Below are 17,484 nucleotides of genomic sequence, written 5' to 3' on the forward strand. Positions count from 1 at the left end.
ATTATGAAAAAAATATTTACATTCTTATCCGGAATGATAGCAATAATGCATTTTTCGCAAGTTGGTATTAATACTACATTGCCTGAGAAATCTTTGGATGTTAATGGTGTGCTTAGTTTAAGAAAAGAATTGCGTATAGGCGGTACTTCTTCCCAAAAAGGTAATCCAGGAACAACGGGACAGTTTTTTAAAGTTATTGGTAATAATACAGTAGTAAATGATTCTTGGGAAACCGTTAAAATAGCAGATGGTACGGGAAGTTTGTCATTATTTTACCTTAATACCGTATCAGATGTAACAGGAATAAGTTCTGATAGAGGTGGTGATACTGGTGTTTATTTATTGAACGCAAATACTGACAATGCCAATTTTATAACAGGACTTGTTGATAATTTTACAGTCACCAAAACTGATAATAAAAGTAAGGCTATATTATCATTTCAGACTGTAGCTCAGATTGCTAGATCTTCGGGTGCTGGTTCTGCTAGCTTTGCATGTGGCGTTTTTTTAAAAAAAGACTCTGACGAAGAAAAATTAAAGGCTGTTCGTAATGATGCTGTAAGAGGAGTATCAGGAACATTTAAGACTTATAATTTGAATGTTACATTGGATAATTTGGAGATAGGTGTATATCAAGTGAGAGTTGCTTGTTATTATAGAAATTTATCAAATGGTACAACATTAGGCATAGGTAGACCTGTAGATACTAATACTCTTAATGCAGATATGTCAAAATCTACGCTTACGACATCTGTATTACAAACTTATTAAAAGATATAAGAAGCCAGATAAATTGGCTTTGATCTTTATTATAATTAATTTATAGTCTCTTATATAACAAAAACATGATTTCCATCATGTTTTTGTTATTTTATCTTTTTGGATAAATTAATCTCTGACTTTATTATGTTTAATAATGGTTTTTGAGTATTATATTATGTGTAGCATTATGGTTTGTATTTTTATTGTATTGTTGCTATATGCTTAATTTAATTTACTTTATACGAGCATTTGTTGTATAAAATATACTATTTTTTATTGTTAGTTTTGTTTACCTATAATTTATAGGAAGTTATAATTATTTGGAATTATTTAAAACACAATGATAAATTTATTAAACAAAACATTAATAATGGTCTTTCCATTATTTTTTGTGAACAATTATGCACAGGTAGGGATTGGTACCAACAATCCGAATGCTAAGCTAGACGTAAACGGAGATGTTGTTCTCCGTAATGAGTTAAAAACCGGAGGGACAGAAACAGTTAATGGTGATCCAGGAAGCGTTGACCAAGTTTTAGTCTCGCAAGGAGAAGGACAGGCTCCTGTTTGGAAATCAGTGAATGTTCCATTTATGGAAAACGCGCAGTACAGACTTATAAATACCTATATTAAGAATGATCAGTTAGGGTTATCAAGCTTAACAGGTCATGCAACTAGCCCAAGAACGAGTAGTATTGGTGAGAATATTACAAACTCTACAACTTGGAAAAAAATCGATGGACTTTCTACAGAAATTGATGTAAATGTTGATAAAAATAAAATTACTTATCAGATTCAGACTGGCATAGAGCTTTTGGCTAATGAAAACCAAACAGTTAGTTTTATGTGTGGGATTTTTAAAGATAATACATTAGTTGCGATAAGACCTTCTAAAATTAAAAGTATTAATAACGCTCTAACTCAAGGTATTTTTACGCTTAATTATACAGAAACTAATAGCCCTAAAGGTAAATTTAATATGACTGTAGCTTGTAGGGTAACGTCTACAACTAATAATGCAAACAAGTTAAGTATTGGCGTTAATATTAGTGATTCTAACAAAGGATCTAATGCTTTTGCACTAAAATCTTTTTTCAAAACAGATATTGCAGAACTTGTAACGTATACAAAAGAAAACTAAAAATGAAAATTAACATGAAACAGATAATTATTGTATTAGGTTTATTTAGTAGCATTACAATATCAGCTCAGCAAGGCCTTGTAGGAGTTGGGACGGATAATCCCAAAGCAAATTTAGATATTAATGGGGATTTTAATTATAAAGGAAAACTTTTTCTAGACGATGGTAAAGGTAATTTGTTGGCGGGTCAGGATGGACAAGTATTAGTTTCACAAGGGCTTGGTAAAGCACCCACTTGGAAAACCTTTAGAGTGCCAGATTATGAAGCTGAAAAATACTACCTTATTTTTAATGAATCTTTTAAAAACTTTATTCTTAAAAATGGTTCTTTGAATGATGGGGGAGGGCAGACAGGACAAGGTGTGACTTTTAGCAATTCGGAGGTTTCGCAAGTTATACCATCTACAGGATTGACGAAGGGGACACTCTTGAGTACTTTGACAAATTCCACTAACAAATTCAAAATCATAAATGACCTTAGCCAGACTTTTAAAGTAAGTAGTAGTAATAGTAAAACTTATTTTTTATTTGAAACTGTAGTTCAGCATAATAATTCAACTTTTTATGCAGACAGTACTTATGCTTGTGGTATTTTTGTAGATGATAAGTTAGAAAGTATAAGAATTAATACCTATAGTACTAACAATGTTGCCAATGGGTTTACAACTCATACTCAGATTGGAGGTATAGATAACCTGTCTCCAGGTAATAACCATACTGTTGCGGTTGCCTGTGGATGGCTAGCGAAAAGTAGTAATCTAACATTTGGGATTGGGTCACCTGCATCAGATAAAAATTTGGACAATCTTGATAATTTCATGTCTCAGTCTTCTCTCAAAATAGATGTATATGAAGTTCCTGAAAAATTCTCACCAATAATAAAATAATAATGAAAAAGATATTTGTTGTGTTAACATTGTTAGTGTTAACATCATTAAAATCCCAAGTTGGTATTAATACTGATTCCCCAGAAAAAATGCTAGATATTAATGGAACAGTGGGCACAAGAAAAGAATTGCGTATCGCTGGTACAAGCTCAGAAAAAGGTAATGCAGGCACAGCTGGGCAGCTTTTTAAACGACAAGATATTGAAGGAGTAGGTTCTGATTCTTGGAAAACAGTACAGATTGCTGATGGTACTGGTAGCTTATCTCTTTTTTATCTTAATACACTAACTGATACCTCAGGGATAACTTATACTGAATCAAAGCCTCGAGGTGTAAAGTATTATTTAGATGCCTCGGATGCAGATTCTAGAGATATTCCTAATCTTGTAGATAGCTTTAATGTAACGAGAACTGATAATAAAAGTAAGGCGGTAGTATCTTTTCAAACTACTGTACAGATTTCAACAAGAAGCCCTGATGCGCAAGCTAGTTTTGCTTGTGGGGTATTTCTAAATAAAGATGACGAAGGTTTTAAGCTAAAAGCTGTTAGAACCGATGCGGTTGACGGAATGACAGGCTCTTTTAAAATATATAATTTAAATGCAACTTTTGATGGTTTACAAAAGGGTAGCTATAAAGTGAAAATTGCTTGCTTTAATAGAATACTCACAGGAAGTAATACAGTATTAGGCATAGGGGCACCTGTAGATACTAATACTCTTAATGCAGACATGGCACAGTCTACCATTACGACATCTGTATTACAAACTTATTAAAAGATATAAGAAGTCTGATAATTTGGCTTTATTTTTTTTAATTATAATCAAAATAACCTCTATCAAAGAGGTTATTTTTGTTTTTATAGGAGAGGTTTTATAATTTAGATTTCTTCTTTCTTGATTAGCAGTCTATCTACAATCTCCTTTACTTTTTTGTGATTTTTATATATTGCTTTTTTGCCTAGTTTTTCATTAGCGATATTAGATAAAATGACAACGGATGTTTGTGTGTCAGGGTAATAGATATTAATGGAAGGAGCGCCTTTTACATAGCCAGTGTGTAGATAAGACTTTGGAGATTTAGTATCAATCATAATTCCGCCAGCATAAGTTACCTTACCTAAAATATAATGCTCGTAATTCTTTCCGGGGGTTAAAAATTGAGCCAGAGATTCGGATGATATAATTTTACTGGAGTAGAGTGATGTATTCCATTGGTGAAGGTCTCCAGCAGTAGATAGCAATCCTCCCGCCGCAATGCTGATATGATTTTTATCTAATCTCTTAGGCATATTTTCAACTTCTTTGGGATCTTTTATAGAACCTAAATGTGCGCTTGCAAAATTATTACCTTGATAAAGATTTCCTGTTGAAGAATGTGATATTTTAACCTTTTGGAATAGCTCGGTCACATTATCATCATAAGATTTACCAGTTACCTTTTGGATAATATCTCCAAGACTTTTATAACCGTCATTAGAGTAATGAAAACTATTGCCAGGTGCGAATAATAATTTTTCGCCAATAAAATTAACCCCAGATGTATGATGGATCAGTTGAGAAATGGTGATGTCTTGGTAAGAACTTATTTTGTAATCATCCAGATAATCCGAAACTTTATCATTAATGTTAAGCTTATTGTCTTCTTGAAGTTTGAGAAGTATAACAGAAGTAAACTGTTTACTAATAGAAGCGATGGCAAAAACCGTTGCGCTATCAATTTCCTTTTTAGTTTTAAAATTTGAAAAACCTTTAGCCTTTTCGAAAACCTTTTTACCTTTTACAGCAATAGAAATAATACCATTAAAATTAGTTTTTTCTAAAACCGAATCTAATGCTTTGTGGTACATTTTTTTTTGAGCATCAAAAAACAAGCTATCTTGTATTGCTTGTTGGTCAATGATTTTGGCTGGTTCTTTCTTTTTACAAGAGATGCAAAATAGGAGAAAACAAAAGAAGTATATTAATAGTTTTTTCAAGAGTTGAATTTTGTCTAAAAATACAATAACCAGAGCAAGAAAAGAAATTTTAGCGCCATATTAGACGGTTGATCGGTCTTAATTAAAATCAAAATCAATATTCAGAATACCTCAGAGATATAGTTCTGTAAAATTCTTGATTAAAGAATCTACTCTTTGAATTGAGAAGGCGTCATTCCCGTTTGTGACTTAAAGAATTTTGAAAAGCTTGCTTGATCATAAAATCCTAACTCGAAAACAATATCTTTTACCGATTTTCTTGACACTTTTAGAAGACGTTTTGCTTCTAGTAAAATTCTATCCTGAATAAGCGACGAAGCTGAAGAATTAATACTTTTTTTGCAGATGATATTCAAATAATTGGGAGAAATATTAAGCTTTTCAGCATAAAAAGAAACCGAACGTTCTTCTTTAAAATATTCATCAATAAGATTAGAAAATTTTGAGAAAATAGGATTTGAATGGTATCGTTCATCATTTTTAAAAATAGATTCAACCGCTTCACTGATGAGCAGCCCAATCATTTCGCTGCGTTTTTTAACCATTTCCCAGAAAATAGAATCGCTATTCAATAGTTTTTGAATAGTCTTAAATTCATAAACTAAAAAACTAAAACTAGCATCTGAAAGATCTATTACAGGGTGATTTTGATATAATAATTGTGAAAATCTCAAAGCAGGAATTAAGCTTTCAAACCAATCCCTACCTATCATCAACTGATATCCAACTGTTCCGGCTTCTATATCCCATTGATGTACCTGATCAGGAAAAACCAAGTGAATCTGATGATTTTTTACTTCATAATCTACAAAATCGATGGTATGATTTCCTTTTGCTTTTTCAAAAATATTAATGATGAAAAAATCATGTTTGTGTGGATCATCGATAGAGCGTTCTCCGTAAAGTTCATTAAAAAGTAGAGGCATTTCCAAAGAACGATCATCCTTGAAATCTTGAATGCCCAAAATCGGAAAATAACTTGAACGATGGCTCACTCTGAATGATTTTGTAGTAAAATTAGTAAAATTTATGCAGGAAATCATTTTCAGAATAGAATTTTGGGTCGTTTAGGATTCTAAAATTTTTATAATTTCTTTATATCCTAAAGATTTGGCGTGCTCCAAAGCAGTAATTCCGTCTTTATCTGCAATATCTTTTGCGTCTTTGTCTTTAAGAATCTTAATAATCTGCTGATATTTTAGACTTCCGTTACCTAAAATTACGGCTTCCATTAAAGCTGTCCACCCCAATCTGTTTACATGATCGATTGGGAAACCTTCTGTGTTCGCCAAAACTTTTACCGTTTCTACATGACCTCTTTCGCAGGCGGGGATTAAAGCCGTACCGTTGTATCTGTTGAAGATATCAAAACGAGCTCCGTTTGCGAGAAATAGCTTTACCAATTCTGTTTGTCCGCTTGCACCAGCATATAAAAATGGACTGTCTAATTGTTGATCTTGCTGATTGACATCTGCTTTATATTCGACAAGAATTTTAGCAATATTAATCTTTTTTTCGACCACAGCAATAAGCAACAAAGATCTTCCTTTAGAATCTGTTGTATTGACGTTAGCGCCGTTGTCCAAAGTAGTTTTCAAAGCTTTTTCATTATTGTTTTTTACTAGATCAATCATATTATCACTACTCACCATAATTTCTTTTACAGGTTGAGATAAGCTTTCTTGGCAAGCATTTATACAGATAAAAGACAACAGGAAAAATAAAATTTTCATCACCTTAATTTTTTAATTAAAATACCACATTTCCTTTATAAATAAGAGATTCTACTTTTGAAACTCTTGATACTGCTTCTGCAGAACAGCTCGCATTAAGCAAAACAAAATCGGCATCATCACCTGTCTTCGGCCATTGCTGGACACCTTTGTCATCTAAAGGCGTTATATTTGCCGTTGCTAATTTTAAACTTCTTGAAAGCAAAAATTCAGTTGATTGACCGTAAAGCTGTGCATAAAGATTGGCTTTTTCTAAAACACTTCCGGTTCCGTAGGTATTCCAATGATCGATGATACTGTCGTTTCCGGTATAGACGGTGACATTATGTTTTTGTAAAGTAGGAAGTGGCATAATCAAATTCCCGATAGGAATCGTTGATGCAATTCCTACTTGAGCATTGCCTAATTTTTCGGCAATCTCTTCCTGTTTTATTTTATCTAATTTACCTAAAACAAAACAATGACTAAAAAATGTTTTTCCTTTCAGAGAAGGGTTTTCGTTGACTTTGTCGATGAGGTATTCAACCGTTTTCAAGCCTGATTCTCCCGTTTCATGAAGATGAATATCAATTCCTTTTTGATGATCTAAAGCGAGTTGTACCGTAAAATCAATTGTCTTTTCAATCGCGCCGTCAATTGTATAAGGATCTACGCCACCGATAAAATCGATATTCATCTGAGCTGCTTCTTTCAAATAAGGAACCGAATTTTTATAGAAAACTCCGTGCTGTGGAAACGCAACAATCTCAGCCCCGAAACTTTTCTTTTTATGATCTAAAGCTTTCTGTAGATTCTTCAAAGAATCGAGCTTAGAAGTAGGTTCAATATTCACGTGACTTCTTGCAAAAGCAGTTCCTTTAGACTGAAGTAGCTCAATCATTTTTTCTGCTTTGTAAGTAGAATTTTTCAGGATTTCTGGCATGATTTGTTCTTCCAAAGCAATCATCCCCTTTACGCCACCTTTTCTTTTTCTTACCGCTTGCCATTTGTCACCGTAAAAAGTTTTATCAAGATGAATGTGCATGTCTTTAAAAGCTGGAAGCATCAAAAACCCCTTCGCATCCACGGCTTTCGCTTTAGGATTATTCGGAGCTATTTTTGTGATTTTTCCGTTTTCTGTTTCTACTAAAAATAAATCTGTTTTGGTTGAGATTACTTCTCCTTCTTCATATTCAAAACCTGTCTCGAGGCGAACGTTTTTAAGAATTAATTTACCATTTACTGTTGTAAGTTTATTTTCAGAAAGTGTATTAGCAACCATTATTGTAGGCGTTAACGTCACCCCAGCCATTGCTAAAGCAGAGTTTTTTAAAAAATCTTTTCGCGAAATATTATTAGAGCGTTTCATATTTAATTTCTATAAAACAAAATTAGTAAGAACTAAGGTCTTAGCATTGTATTATTTATCACATTGCTTGTATGATTTTATTTTAAAGTAAAATTACAATAATCTTAAATTAAAGTTTTCGTATGTATTTTTATTAAATGAAGATTTAGATTCTAAATGTCAAAAAAAATAGCGACCTGGTTTTTAGGTCGCTACATTTAATAAAAAAAAACTAATTACCACTAAGGTTCTTTATGATTAACCTTAGTATGAATAATATCGTAAAATACAGTTGGCGCAGACGCATTAGGCGTAATTCTGTATGTAAATGTAGTTTCGTTAAGAACCAGAATGTCTACCACTCGCGTGAAAGTAGGCGTTGTTAAAGTTCTCTGTTTTCCATCTGGAGAAATAGACCAAGTACCTTCTGATCTTAACATATCGTTTAATCCAAAAATTTTGAACGTCCCATTAGCTTTAAAATAAGAATAACCTACAAATCCAGCTACACTAGAGTTAGTTAATGCAACATTATTTCCAGTGTTATCTTTAGCTCCAGTAGTTTCCCACGGTGTAGAGGCTAAGGTAAGCTGTCCGTTAGTTGGTTCTGGATGAGTAGTTTTTGTATGGATAATATCATAATAAATAGAAGGATCGCTAGAATTAGGACGAATTCTGTAAGTAAATTCATTTCTGTTAAGAACAAGAATTTCTACATCGCGAGAGAAGATTGTTGTACCATCAGGGTTAAGAGAAGTGATTCTTCTTGTTTTTCCTATTAGATCTACAGACCAAGTGCCTCTTGATCTTAAGATATCATTCAGTCCATAGATTGCAAAATTTCCGTCAGTTTTGAAGTAAGCAAAACCTACATATCCAGCAACGCTTGCGTCTGTTAGAGCAACGGTGCTTCCATTTTTATCTTTAGCTCCAGTAGTTTCCCACGGTGTAGAAGACAGAAGCTGTGAGGGAATAAGTTGCTCATTACTAATTTCGTTATCATTATCTGAACATGATACGGCAGATACTGATAAAAGTATCATCGCACATAGATAAAATAAGTTTTTAAATGTTTTCATAACTGTATTTTTAATTTTCAGCAAAATTAGGTTTAAAAGAAGTTAATTATGTTGTATGAAACCTCTCTTTTGTTGTAAAAAATATAACAGATGATAGATTGGATTGAAGATGTGTAGTTTATAGAGTTGTGGACGATTTTTATAGTTAAATATTAGGCAAAAAAATAAGACTGTCTTTTTGAGACAGTCTTATTAGATAAATATTGTATATAGATTATCCTATAGCAACTCTTACAAATCCTACAACTTTAAGATCTGCATTGTTAGACTTTACGTAATCTGCAACAGAGATAGAGTTATCTTTGATAAAAGATTGGTGTACCAAAGTATTATCTTTGTAGAATCTCTGCATCTTACCTTTAAGGATGTTTTCGATGATATTTTCTGGCTTACCTTCTTTCAAAAGAAGTTCTTTTTCGATTTCTAATTCTTTATCGATAGTTTCTTGAGATACTCTTGTTTCGTCAAGTGCGATAGGGTTCATCGCTGCAACTTGCATAGAAACAGATTTTGCGATGTCAAGACCACCATCAACTTTTGCAGAAAGTGCAGTAATAGCAGCAATCTTGTTACCAGCGTGGATATAAGTACCTACAAAAGGTCCTTCTATTCTTTCGAAAGAACCGATCTCGATTTTCTCACCAATAACACCTGTTTGCTCAATAAGTTTTTCAGCTACAGTAAATCCGTGGAAAGCAGATGCTAATAATTCTTCTTTAGTCGCACAAGTAACAGCGATTTCAGCGATTTCATAAGCTAATTCGATAAAAGCTTCATTTTTTGCAACAAAGTCAGTCTCACAGTTAAGAGATATGATAGCTCCTAAAGTGTTGTCTTCATTAACTCTAGCGATAACAGCACCTTCAGTAGTTTCTCTATCAGCTCTGTTAGCTGCTACTTTTTGTCCTTTTTTTCTAAGGATGTCGATAGCTTTGTCAAAATCTCCTTCAGCTTCTACTAAAGCTTTTTTGCAGTCCATCATTCCTGCTCCTGTTACGTTTCTTAGTTTAGCTACGTCAGCTGCTACTGGTGTATACATAGTGTTATATATTTTTAAAAAATAATTGATATATTTATATTGCTTTTTCAGCGAGGCAAAGATAATAAATAATACATAAACTAAAAAGACGCAAATAGCGTTATATCATATAGTCACAAAATTTTTTTGAAATGAAAAAAATCTACACATTTTTCCTTTTAATTTTTTCCTTGTATTGTAGTGCACAGATTAGCGTATTTGCAGCGATGAAAAGTAAAGATCCGGCAGAAGTAAGAGCTTTTGTAGACGCTAATCCAAAGCATCCAAAAACGCCTGAGCTACAAAAAAAATTATTGTCTATGAGGTATACAGTAACTCCAGATGCTGCAAAACCTGTTATTTCTAAATTAACTCCAGAAAAAATGGAGAAAAATATAGAAAAATCTAAAACATCCGAAAGTGGTAAAAAAACAGCAGAATTATTAACCAACCTTTTTGCTAACAACGCGACATCAAAACAAACTATTTTGCAAATTGTTAACAAATCTGCTTGCGATCTGGTGGTAAAAGTAAGTGGTAAGAAGTTTTATAATCTTAATGTATTACCTAATAATCAAAATTATATATTAGTTGATAAAGGGAATTATACGATTGTTACATCTATTTGTAATGCGAGTTACTCTCAGACTAAAAATCTAACAGCTAATACAGTTATTACACTTAATAATAGTAAATAAAAAAGCGGCAAAATTTAATTAAATTTTGCCGCTTTTTGTATGATATAAATAGCTTAGCCTTTATATTCTCCCATATCAATAAACTTCTCTTGACGATCTTTCATAAGACGTTCTCCTGATTGTTTAGATAGAGTTTTAATATCTTTTAAAATAACTTCTTTCACATTCTCGTAAGTTGTTTTAGGATCATAATGAGCACCTCCCAACGGTTCTGGGATAATAGCATCGATTAATTTTTCCTTTAACATATCAGGCGCTGTTAACTTCATGGTTGCAGCAGCTGTTTCTTTGTGCTCCCAGCTTCTCCACAAGATTGCAGAACAGTTTTCTGGAGAAATCACAGAGTACCAAGTATTTTCTAACATGTAGACTCTATTACCAACTCCAATGCCCAAAGCTCCACCAGAAGCACCTTCACCAATAATGATGGTGATGATAGGCGTTTTCATCTGACACATTTCTAAGATGTTTCTAGCAATAGCTTCACCTTGTCCGCGCTCTTCTGCTTCTAATCCTGGATAAGCACCAGGTGTATCTACCAAAGTTACGATAGGAATATTGAATTTTTCTGCTAATTTCATCAACCTCAAAGCTTTACGATAACCTTCTGGGTTAGACATCCCGAATCTGCGGTGCTGTCTTTCTTTGGTCGTTCTTCCTTTTTGAGTCCCGAGGATCATTACACTTTCTCCATTAATCTTGATAAGACCTCCAATCATTGCTGGATCATCACCAAAATTACGGTCGCCATGTAACTCTACAAAGCTTCCTTCATCTGCAAGACCTTTTATATAGTCTAAAGTGTACGGTCTATCCGGATGACGAGATAGCTGTACACGCTGCCAAGGCGTAAGATTTCCGTATATTTTTTTCTTGGTATCAAGAATTTTATCTTCTATTTTTTTGCAGGATTCTTTAATATCTATACCGCTTTCTTCCCCAACAAGAGCACATTTGTCATATTGCTCCATTAGATCTTTTATGGGTTGTTCAAATTCTAAGTATTCCATTTTTTTGTTTTGGATTGAATCTTCAAAAATAATGTTTTTTTATAACATCTTAATTTTTTGAAAATTAAATATTAAATTTTTATGCTATCAATAGCTGTTTTGATTCTGATTATGGTTTCTTCTTTACCGAGAATAGACATGATATCTGGTACATCTGGCCCTTTCAGTTCGCCAACCAATGTTAATCTAAGAGGCATCATAACTTTTCCCATACCAAGAGATTTTTCTTCTGCTAGCTCATGGATAGCCGCCTTCAAGTTTTCTGATGAGAAATCTTCCAAAGCATTAATTTTTTCAGAATAGTCTGTCAAAACTGAAGCTGTATCTTCGTTCCAAGCTTTTTTCAATGCTTTTTCATCGTAAGAAGTTGGAGCATTAAAGAAAAACTTGCTGTCATTATAGATGTCTTTGATAAAATTAGCACGTTCTTTCATTAAAGAAACAATCGTTAATAACTTTTCATCAGACAAGGTTGAAGCTTTAACTTCATCAATATTTTTAAAATCTTGTAAAACGTCTTCGTTAGATTTTAATTTTAAATATTCGTGGTTGAACCAAACGGCTTTTTCTGGGTTAAATCTCGCGCCAGCTTTATGAACTTTATTGATGTCAAACTCAGAAATCATCTCGTCCATTGTTAGTATTTCTCTATCGTTAGCCGGACTCCAGCCTAATAAAGCAACCATGTTGATAAAAGCTTCTGGGAAATAACCAGATTCTTTGTAACCTTTCCAGATTTCGTCACTTTCAGGATCTTTAAAATCCATTGGGAAGACAGGAAATCCAAATTTAGCGCCATCTCTTTTGCTTAATTTTCCTTTGCCTTCTGGTTTAAGAATTAGTGAAAGATGCGCAAATTCTGGTGCTTCCCAACCCATTGCTTCATATAATAAATAATGAAGTCCTAGTGATGGTAACCATTCTTCTCCGCGGATAACATGAGAGATTTTCATCTCGTGGTCGTCCACAATATTAGCAAAATGGTAAGTTGGCATTCCGTCATTTTTTACCAAAACTTTATCATCTAATGTGTTGGTGTTAACGCTGGTATTGCCACGGATAATATCTTGTAAATTAAGCGTACGATCTACTGGCATCTTGAACCTTACAACATAAGGTACATTGTCAGCAATGAGTTGATCTACTTCTTCTTTAGAAAGGGTTAAGCTATTTCTTAATCTATTTCTTGTTACATTATTGTATGCAAAAACATCACCTTTAGCCTCGTATTCTTTTCTAATCGTATCCAATTCTTCTGGCGTATCAAAAGCAATATATGCGTAATCTGTATCTAGGATTTGAGCTTTATATTTGTCATAGATATCACGACGTTCGGATTGTCTATAAGGGCCATAAGGGCCGCCATGGATAGGGCTCTCATCAGGGGTAAGACCACACCATTCTAGAGATTTCATAATGTAATCTTCGGCACCTTCTACATATCTTGCAGTATCGGTATCTTCTATTCTTAAGACAAAATCGCCACCGTGATGTTTAGCGAAAAGATAGTCGTATAAAGCGGTTCTAACACCTCCCAAATGCAATGCGCCTGTAGGACTTGGTGCAAATCGAACTCTTACTTTTTCCATATTCCAAATTTAGAGTGCAAATTTAAGAAAATTAACGTGATTTTATTAAATTTCAGTAAGTTTGTACTAATGACCAAAATTAAAAAACAGAATAAAATTTTATTCTATATCAACGGCTATGCGACTAGGTTTTTTCCTCATCAAGAATTAGAGAAAAAAATTAATTCCTTAAGAAAAGGTCTTTCTATTGATCAGCTGAAAAATGTTGATTATAGGGTAGATTACTATAATAAAATTACAGAATCTATAAAAGTATCGCATGCGGGAACAAAGGTAAAAGATCTATTGAATCCCAAAACACCTAAGTCTTATTATTTTGATACTTATGAATATGCAAGATTTTTTGATAAAGACTTGTATATTGATTATACTTTTGGGGATGTTAATACTGTACTAGATTTCCCGATGATTACCAAAAGTCGCCCGATCTGTGAGAATAATCAAAATAATATTCTGCTTAATCTGGATAAGGCTCGTCACTTTGTTTCTTTAACGGATGATAAGGTTTTTAATAATAAAATTAATAAATTAGTTGGTAGGGCAGCCGTGCATCAACAACATCGTATTGATTTTTACAGCCAATATTTTGAGAACCCTATTTGCGATCTTGGTCAGGTCAATAAGTCGGGGGGTAATGAAGCGTGGATAAAACCTAAATTAAGTATTGATGAGCATCTTGATTATAAATTTGTCCTAAGTCTAGAGGGTAATGATGTTGCGACTAACCTTAAGTGGATTATGTGTTCTAATTCTTTAGCGGTTACGCCACGACTTAAGATGGAAACATGGTACATGGAAGGTACATTAGTGCCAGATGAACATTATGTTTTGATAGATGATGATTTTGGAAATCTTGAAGATAGATTACAATATTATATAGATCATCCCAAGATGTCTTTGGAAATTATCCGAAATGCGAAACAGTACCGTCGGCAGTTTAATAATCCAATAGTCGAAGATTTGATTTCTTTATTAGTTTTGAAAAAGTATTTTGAACTAATTAAATAACATTAATAATTACCACAAAAGTAGGAGAGAGCCTGTAAATGGATCTCTGAAAGTATTCTGAAAGTTGATCTATTTATAAATTACTAGCGGAGTAATAATAGCTTGAAAAATAGGACAGGATGCTTGTATTTAATCTTATATTTTTCTGCTTTCCATTTTTTATGAATTGCTTTTTTTTCTAATTCAGAATCTGTTTTTGAAAGTAATTTTAAGTATTTATATTTAATGAGATTGACTTCGTAATTCTTTTTCAGAGCATTATCACTGTTGATATAATCAATATATTTTTGAGTGATTTTTAGGTAAGAATTTTCCATCAGATCCCATCTAGAAGAAAGGCTAAGGGGAAGGATTCTGTAATAGAATAATTTTTTATTAATAAAACCTATTTTGTATCCCAATGAGGTAAAGCGAAGATTCATATCCCAGTCTTCAGCAAGGATTTCTTCATCAAAAGGATGTTTTACGATAAGTTCTCTTTTGATAAATACGCCAACGTTAATCGGTTCATTATGAGTTACGTTGATGTGGAAGAAATTGTCAAGGCTATTGATTATTTTGCTTTTTGCCTTCTCTGTATATGCATCTACTAATTTAGATTCGTTTTCAATATATTTATAACCATCAGATATCGCGAAATCTATTTTGTTTTCCGCAAAAAATTTAATTTTTTCTTCAATACAATTTGGTGTGTACCAATCATCGCCAGATAGTATAGAAACATAGTCACCAGATGCTTTTGAGACCAAAATATTAAGGTTTTTAGATGAGCTATAGGACTCGCTATTTCTAATAATTATGTTAGGAATATTGCAATTATCTAATATGTCTTTTGCCTTATTGTAAGTTTGATCAGAAGAGTTATTGTCTAGAAGTATAATTTCAAAATTAGGGTAGGTCTGCGAGATAGCAGATTTACAGGCTTGCTCAATGAATTTTTCGTGATTCATTGTAATGATTAATATACTAACTAATGGTGATGTATTCATCAAGACATATTTAATGATGTAAGGCAATAAGCCTTTTTGTTATAAAAATATTTTATATTAAAAACGATATTTTCAGCTTTTTATTTAGTCATTTTTCTGTTTTAAAAGATATTAGTCAGAAAAAAGAAGTTAAATATTTAAAAAAAAATGCAGTTTGTTTTTTTTCAAATATAGCCATTAAATGTAATGCTAAAAATAGTTTGGCAAGATAGGAAGTATAATCATAGGATTTATAACTTATTATAATAACTTTTCAACGTAAGAGCTTGTTATAGGTGGTTGGTCAAAAAAAATCCCCAAACTTTCGCTTGGGGAATTTTTATATTGCAAAGCTCGCTAAAGCTTACTTCACTTCTTCGAAATCTGCATCTTGTACATCATCTGCACCGTTTGCTTGATCTTGTTGTCCTGCGTTAGCATCTGCTTGCTGACCTTGTGCGTACATTTCTTCTGAAGCAGCCATCCATGCAGCATCTAAAGCTTCAGTTTTAGTTTTAGTAGCTTCAAGATCTTTAGCATCAAATACTGTTTTCAATTCTGCAGCAGCAGTTTCTACAGCAGCTTTCTTGTCAGCAGATAATTTGTCACCAAATTCTTTCAATTGCTTTTCAGTTTGGAAAATCAACCCATCAGCTTTATTGAAAATCTCAACTTCTTCTTTTTTCTTAGCATCAGCAGAAGCATTTTCTTCAGCCTCACGCTTCATTCTTTCGATTTCTGCATCAGAAAGACCAGAAGATGCTTGGATTTTAATAGATTGCTCTTTACCAGTTCCTTTATCTTTAGCAGAAACACTCAAGATACCGTTAGCATCAATATCGAAAGTTACTTCAATCTGAGGAACACCTCTTGGCGCTGGTGGAATATCTTGTAAATCGAATTTTCCGATTTCTTTGTTATCGTTAAACATAGGTCTCTCACCTTGTCCTACTCTGATGCTTACTGCAGGCTGATTATCAGATGCTGTAGAGAATGTTTCAGACTTTTTAGTTGGGATTGTTGTGTTAGCATCAATCAACTTAGTAAATACAGATCCCATAGTTTCTATACCTAAAGATAATGGCGTAACATCTAGTAAAAGAACATCTTTTACATCTCCAGTTAATACACCACCTTGGATTGCAGCACCTAATGCAACAACTTCGTCTGGGTTAACACCTTTAGAAGGTTTTTTACCAAAGAATTTTTCTACTTCTTCTTGGATAACAGGGATTCTTGTAGAACCACCAACCAAGATTACTTCGTCGATATCAGAGATTGATAAACCAGCATCTTTTAATGCTTTAGCAACAGGCTCCATAGAACGTCTAACTAAATCTGCAGCTAATTGCTCGAATTTTGCTTTAGTTAAAGTTTTCACCAAGTGCTTAGGTCCTGATGCTGTTGCAGTGATATATGGTAAGTTAATTTCGGTTTGAGAAGATGCAGATAATTCGATTTTTGCTTTTTCTGCTGCTTCTTTTAAACGTTGAAGTGCGATTGGATCAGCCTTAAGGTCAACACCTTCTTCAGATTGAAATTCTGAAGCTAACCAATTGATAATAACATCATCAAAATCATCACCACCTAAGTGTGTATCACCATTTGTTGATAATACTTCGAAAACACCATCTCCTAAATCAAGAATTGAAATATCGAAAGTACCTCCACCTAAGTCATAAACTGCGATTTTTTGATCTTTATGTGCTTTATCAAGACCGTAAGCTAGTGCAGCAGCAGTTGGTTCGTTGATGATTCTTTCTACTTTAAGACCAGCAATTTCTCCAGCTTCTTTAGTCGCTTGTCTCTGTGCATCGTTAAAGTAAGCAGGAACAGTAATTACTGCTCTCGTTACTTCTTGCCCAAGATAATCTTCAGCAGTTTTCTTCATTTTTTGAAGAATCATTGCAGAAACTTCTTGCGGTGTATATTCTCTATCGTCGATTTTTACTTTTACAGTATCATTAGGTCCTGAAACTACCTTGTATGGTACTCTAGATACTTCGGAAGCATCATCTTTAAAGTGTGTCCCGATGAATCTTTTTATGGAGTAAACTGTTTTTGTAGGGTTAGTAACAGCTTGTCTTTTTGCGGGATCACCCACTTTTCTCTCACCATCTTCTACAAAAGCAACGATAGAAGGTGTTGTTCTTTTACCTTCAGCGTTAGGGATAACCACAGGATCTTTACCTTCCATTACTGCAACGCAAGAATTGGTTGTTCCTAAGTCAATTCCAATTATTTTACTCATTTTTATTTATATTTTTTAGTTTAAATTTTATTAAT

At 33.2% G+C, this 17,484-nt stretch carries 16 protein-coding genes; 6 read left to right on the forward strand and 10 right to left on the reverse strand.

Annotated features, from left to right (window positions below; genetic code table 11):
- The first annotated feature begins 3 nt into the window (after positions 1–3).
- The 4 genes from ACQQ6V_RS13055 to ACQQ6V_RS13070 all read left to right on the forward strand — a co-directional run bounded on the left by ACQQ6V_RS13055 (position 4) and on the right by ACQQ6V_RS13070 (position 3,566).
- Positions 4–771 (forward strand): hypothetical protein, encoded by a 768-nt coding sequence (locus ACQQ6V_RS13055; RefSeq protein ID WP_448845945.1) that lies wholly within the window; start codon positions 4–6, stop codon positions 769–771.
- A gap of 331 nt (positions 772–1,102) precedes the next feature.
- Positions 1,103–1,903: a hypothetical protein gene (locus ACQQ6V_RS13060; RefSeq protein ID WP_448845946.1), complete on the forward strand. Its 801-nt coding sequence runs from the start codon at positions 1,103–1,105 to the stop codon at positions 1,901–1,903.
- A gap of 14 nt (positions 1,904–1,917) precedes the next feature.
- The gene (locus tag ACQQ6V_RS13065) at positions 1,918–2,790 is read left to right on the forward strand and encodes a hypothetical protein (protein ID WP_448845947.1); all 873 of its coding nucleotides are present in this window, start codon (positions 1,918–1,920) and stop codon (positions 2,788–2,790) included.
- Positions 2,791–2,792: 2 nt separating this feature from the next.
- Positions 2,793–3,566, forward strand: a complete 774-nt coding sequence (locus ACQQ6V_RS13070) for a hypothetical protein (RefSeq protein WP_448845948.1) — start codon at positions 2,793–2,795, stop codon at positions 3,564–3,566.
- 104 nt (positions 3,567–3,670) lie between these two features.
- Here ACQQ6V_RS13070 and ACQQ6V_RS13075 read toward each other — a convergent pair whose 3' ends face one another.
- The 6 genes from ACQQ6V_RS13075 to tsf form a co-directional block, all read right to left on the reverse strand.
- On the reverse strand, positions 3,671–4,768 hold the full coding sequence (locus tag ACQQ6V_RS13075; RefSeq protein ID WP_448845949.1) for a serine hydrolase domain-containing protein: 1,098 nt from the start codon (positions 4,766–4,768) through the stop codon (positions 3,671–3,673).
- A 149-nt stretch (positions 4,769–4,917) separates the two neighbouring features.
- On the reverse strand, positions 4,918–5,763 hold the full coding sequence (locus tag ACQQ6V_RS13080) for a helix-turn-helix domain-containing protein (RefSeq protein WP_448845950.1): 846 nt from the start codon (positions 5,761–5,763) through the stop codon (positions 4,918–4,920).
- A 72-nt stretch (positions 5,764–5,835) separates the two neighbouring features.
- The gene (locus ACQQ6V_RS13085) at positions 5,836–6,501 is read right to left on the reverse strand and encodes an ankyrin repeat domain-containing protein (RefSeq protein ID WP_448845951.1); all 666 of its coding nucleotides are present in this window, start codon (positions 6,499–6,501) and stop codon (positions 5,836–5,838) included.
- Positions 6,502–6,517: 16 nt separating this feature from the next.
- A complete protein-coding gene (locus tag ACQQ6V_RS13090; protein WP_448845952.1) occupies positions 6,518–7,849 on the reverse strand; it encodes an amidohydrolase in 1,332 nt (443 codons plus the stop codon).
- A 221-nt stretch (positions 7,850–8,070) separates the two neighbouring features.
- On the reverse strand, positions 8,071–8,907 hold the full coding sequence (locus tag ACQQ6V_RS13095; protein WP_448845953.1) for a DUF4822 domain-containing protein: 837 nt from the start codon (positions 8,905–8,907) through the stop codon (positions 8,071–8,073).
- Between the two features lie 214 nt (positions 8,908–9,121).
- Complete coding sequence (gene tsf / locus ACQQ6V_RS13100; protein ID WP_448845954.1) at positions 9,122–9,946, reverse strand: translation elongation factor Ts; 825 nt, start codon at positions 9,944–9,946, stop codon at positions 9,122–9,124.
- A gap of 131 nt (positions 9,947–10,077) precedes the next feature.
- On the opposite strand from tsf, the gene ACQQ6V_RS13105 reads away from it, so the two are divergent.
- Positions 10,078–10,623, forward strand: a complete 546-nt coding sequence (locus tag ACQQ6V_RS13105; RefSeq protein WP_448845955.1) for a DUF6759 domain-containing protein — start codon at positions 10,078–10,080, stop codon at positions 10,621–10,623.
- 53 nt (positions 10,624–10,676) lie between these two features.
- Here ACQQ6V_RS13105 and ACQQ6V_RS13110 read toward each other — a convergent pair whose 3' ends face one another.
- Positions 10,677–11,633 carry an acetyl-CoA carboxylase carboxyltransferase subunit alpha gene (locus ACQQ6V_RS13110; RefSeq protein WP_448845956.1) on the reverse strand — a complete coding sequence of 319 codons (957 nt, stop codon included), beginning with the start codon at positions 11,631–11,633 and terminating at the stop codon, positions 10,677–10,679.
- 71 nt (positions 11,634–11,704) lie between these two features.
- Positions 11,705–13,222, reverse strand: a complete 1,518-nt coding sequence (gene gltX, locus ACQQ6V_RS13115; protein ID WP_448845957.1) for a glutamate--tRNA ligase — start codon at positions 13,220–13,222, stop codon at positions 11,705–11,707.
- Between the two features lie 69 nt (positions 13,223–13,291).
- Between gltX and ACQQ6V_RS13120 the strand changes: the two genes are divergently transcribed.
- On the forward strand, positions 13,292–14,230 hold the full coding sequence (locus ACQQ6V_RS13120; protein WP_448845958.1) for a glycosyl transferase family 90: 939 nt from the start codon (positions 13,292–13,294) through the stop codon (positions 14,228–14,230).
- An 83-nt stretch (positions 14,231–14,313) separates the two neighbouring features.
- On the opposite strand, the gene ACQQ6V_RS13125 is transcribed toward ACQQ6V_RS13120, so the two are convergent.
- Together ACQQ6V_RS13125 and dnaK are read right to left on the reverse strand one after the other, a co-directional pair.
- Positions 14,314–15,219, reverse strand: coding sequence for a glycosyltransferase family 2 protein (locus tag ACQQ6V_RS13125; RefSeq protein ID WP_448845959.1), 906 nt, complete (start codon positions 15,217–15,219; stop codon positions 14,314–14,316).
- 343 nt (positions 15,220–15,562) lie between these two features.
- Complete coding sequence (gene dnaK, locus ACQQ6V_RS13130; RefSeq protein WP_448845960.1) at positions 15,563–17,449, reverse strand: molecular chaperone DnaK; 1,887 nt, start codon at positions 17,447–17,449, stop codon at positions 15,563–15,565.
- Positions 17,450–17,484: the final 35 nt, after the last annotated feature.

The organism is Chryseobacterium electrogenes, from assembly GCF_053553015.1.

Coding starts and splice junctions, on each gene's coding strand:
- ACQQ6V_RS13070 (WP_448845948.1), top strand. CDS start 2,793: ATGAAAAAGATATTTGTTGTGTTAACATTGTTAGTGTTAACATCATTA.
- ACQQ6V_RS13065 (WP_448845947.1), top strand. CDS start 1,918: ATGAAACAGATAATTATTGTATTAGGTTTATTTAGTAGCATTACAATA.
- ACQQ6V_RS13110 (WP_448845956.1), bottom strand. CDS start 11,633: ATGGAATACTTAGAATTTGAACAACCCATAAAAGATCTAATGGAGCAA.
- ACQQ6V_RS13060 (WP_448845946.1), top strand. CDS start 1,103: ATGATAAATTTATTAAACAAAACATTAATAATGGTCTTTCCATTATTT.
- ACQQ6V_RS13090 (WP_448845952.1), bottom strand. CDS start 7,849: ATGAAACGCTCTAATAATATTTCGCGAAAAGATTTTTTAAAAAACTCT.
- tsf (WP_448845954.1), bottom strand. CDS start 9,946: ATGTATACACCAGTAGCAGCTGACGTAGCTAAACTAAGAAACGTAACA.
- dnaK (WP_448845960.1), bottom strand. CDS start 17,449: ATGAGTAAAATAATTGGAATTGACTTAGGAACAACCAATTCTTGCGTT.
- ACQQ6V_RS13055 (WP_448845945.1), top strand. CDS start 4: ATGAAAAAAATATTTACATTCTTATCCGGAATGATAGCAATAATGCAT.
- ACQQ6V_RS13120 (WP_448845958.1), top strand. CDS start 13,292: ATGACCAAAATTAAAAAACAGAATAAAATTTTATTCTATATCAACGGC.
- ACQQ6V_RS13085 (WP_448845951.1), bottom strand. CDS start 6,501: ATGAAAATTTTATTTTTCCTGTTGTCTTTTATCTGTATAAATGCTTGC.
- ACQQ6V_RS13125 (WP_448845959.1), bottom strand. CDS start 15,219: ATGAATACATCACCATTAGTTAGTATATTAATCATTACAATGAATCAC.
- ACQQ6V_RS13095 (WP_448845953.1), bottom strand. CDS start 8,907: ATGAAAACATTTAAAAACTTATTTTATCTATGTGCGATGATACTTTTA.
- gltX (WP_448845957.1), bottom strand. CDS start 13,222: ATGGAAAAAGTAAGAGTTCGATTTGCACCAAGTCCTACAGGCGCATTG.
- ACQQ6V_RS13105 (WP_448845955.1), top strand. CDS start 10,078: ATGAAAAAAATCTACACATTTTTCCTTTTAATTTTTTCCTTGTATTGT.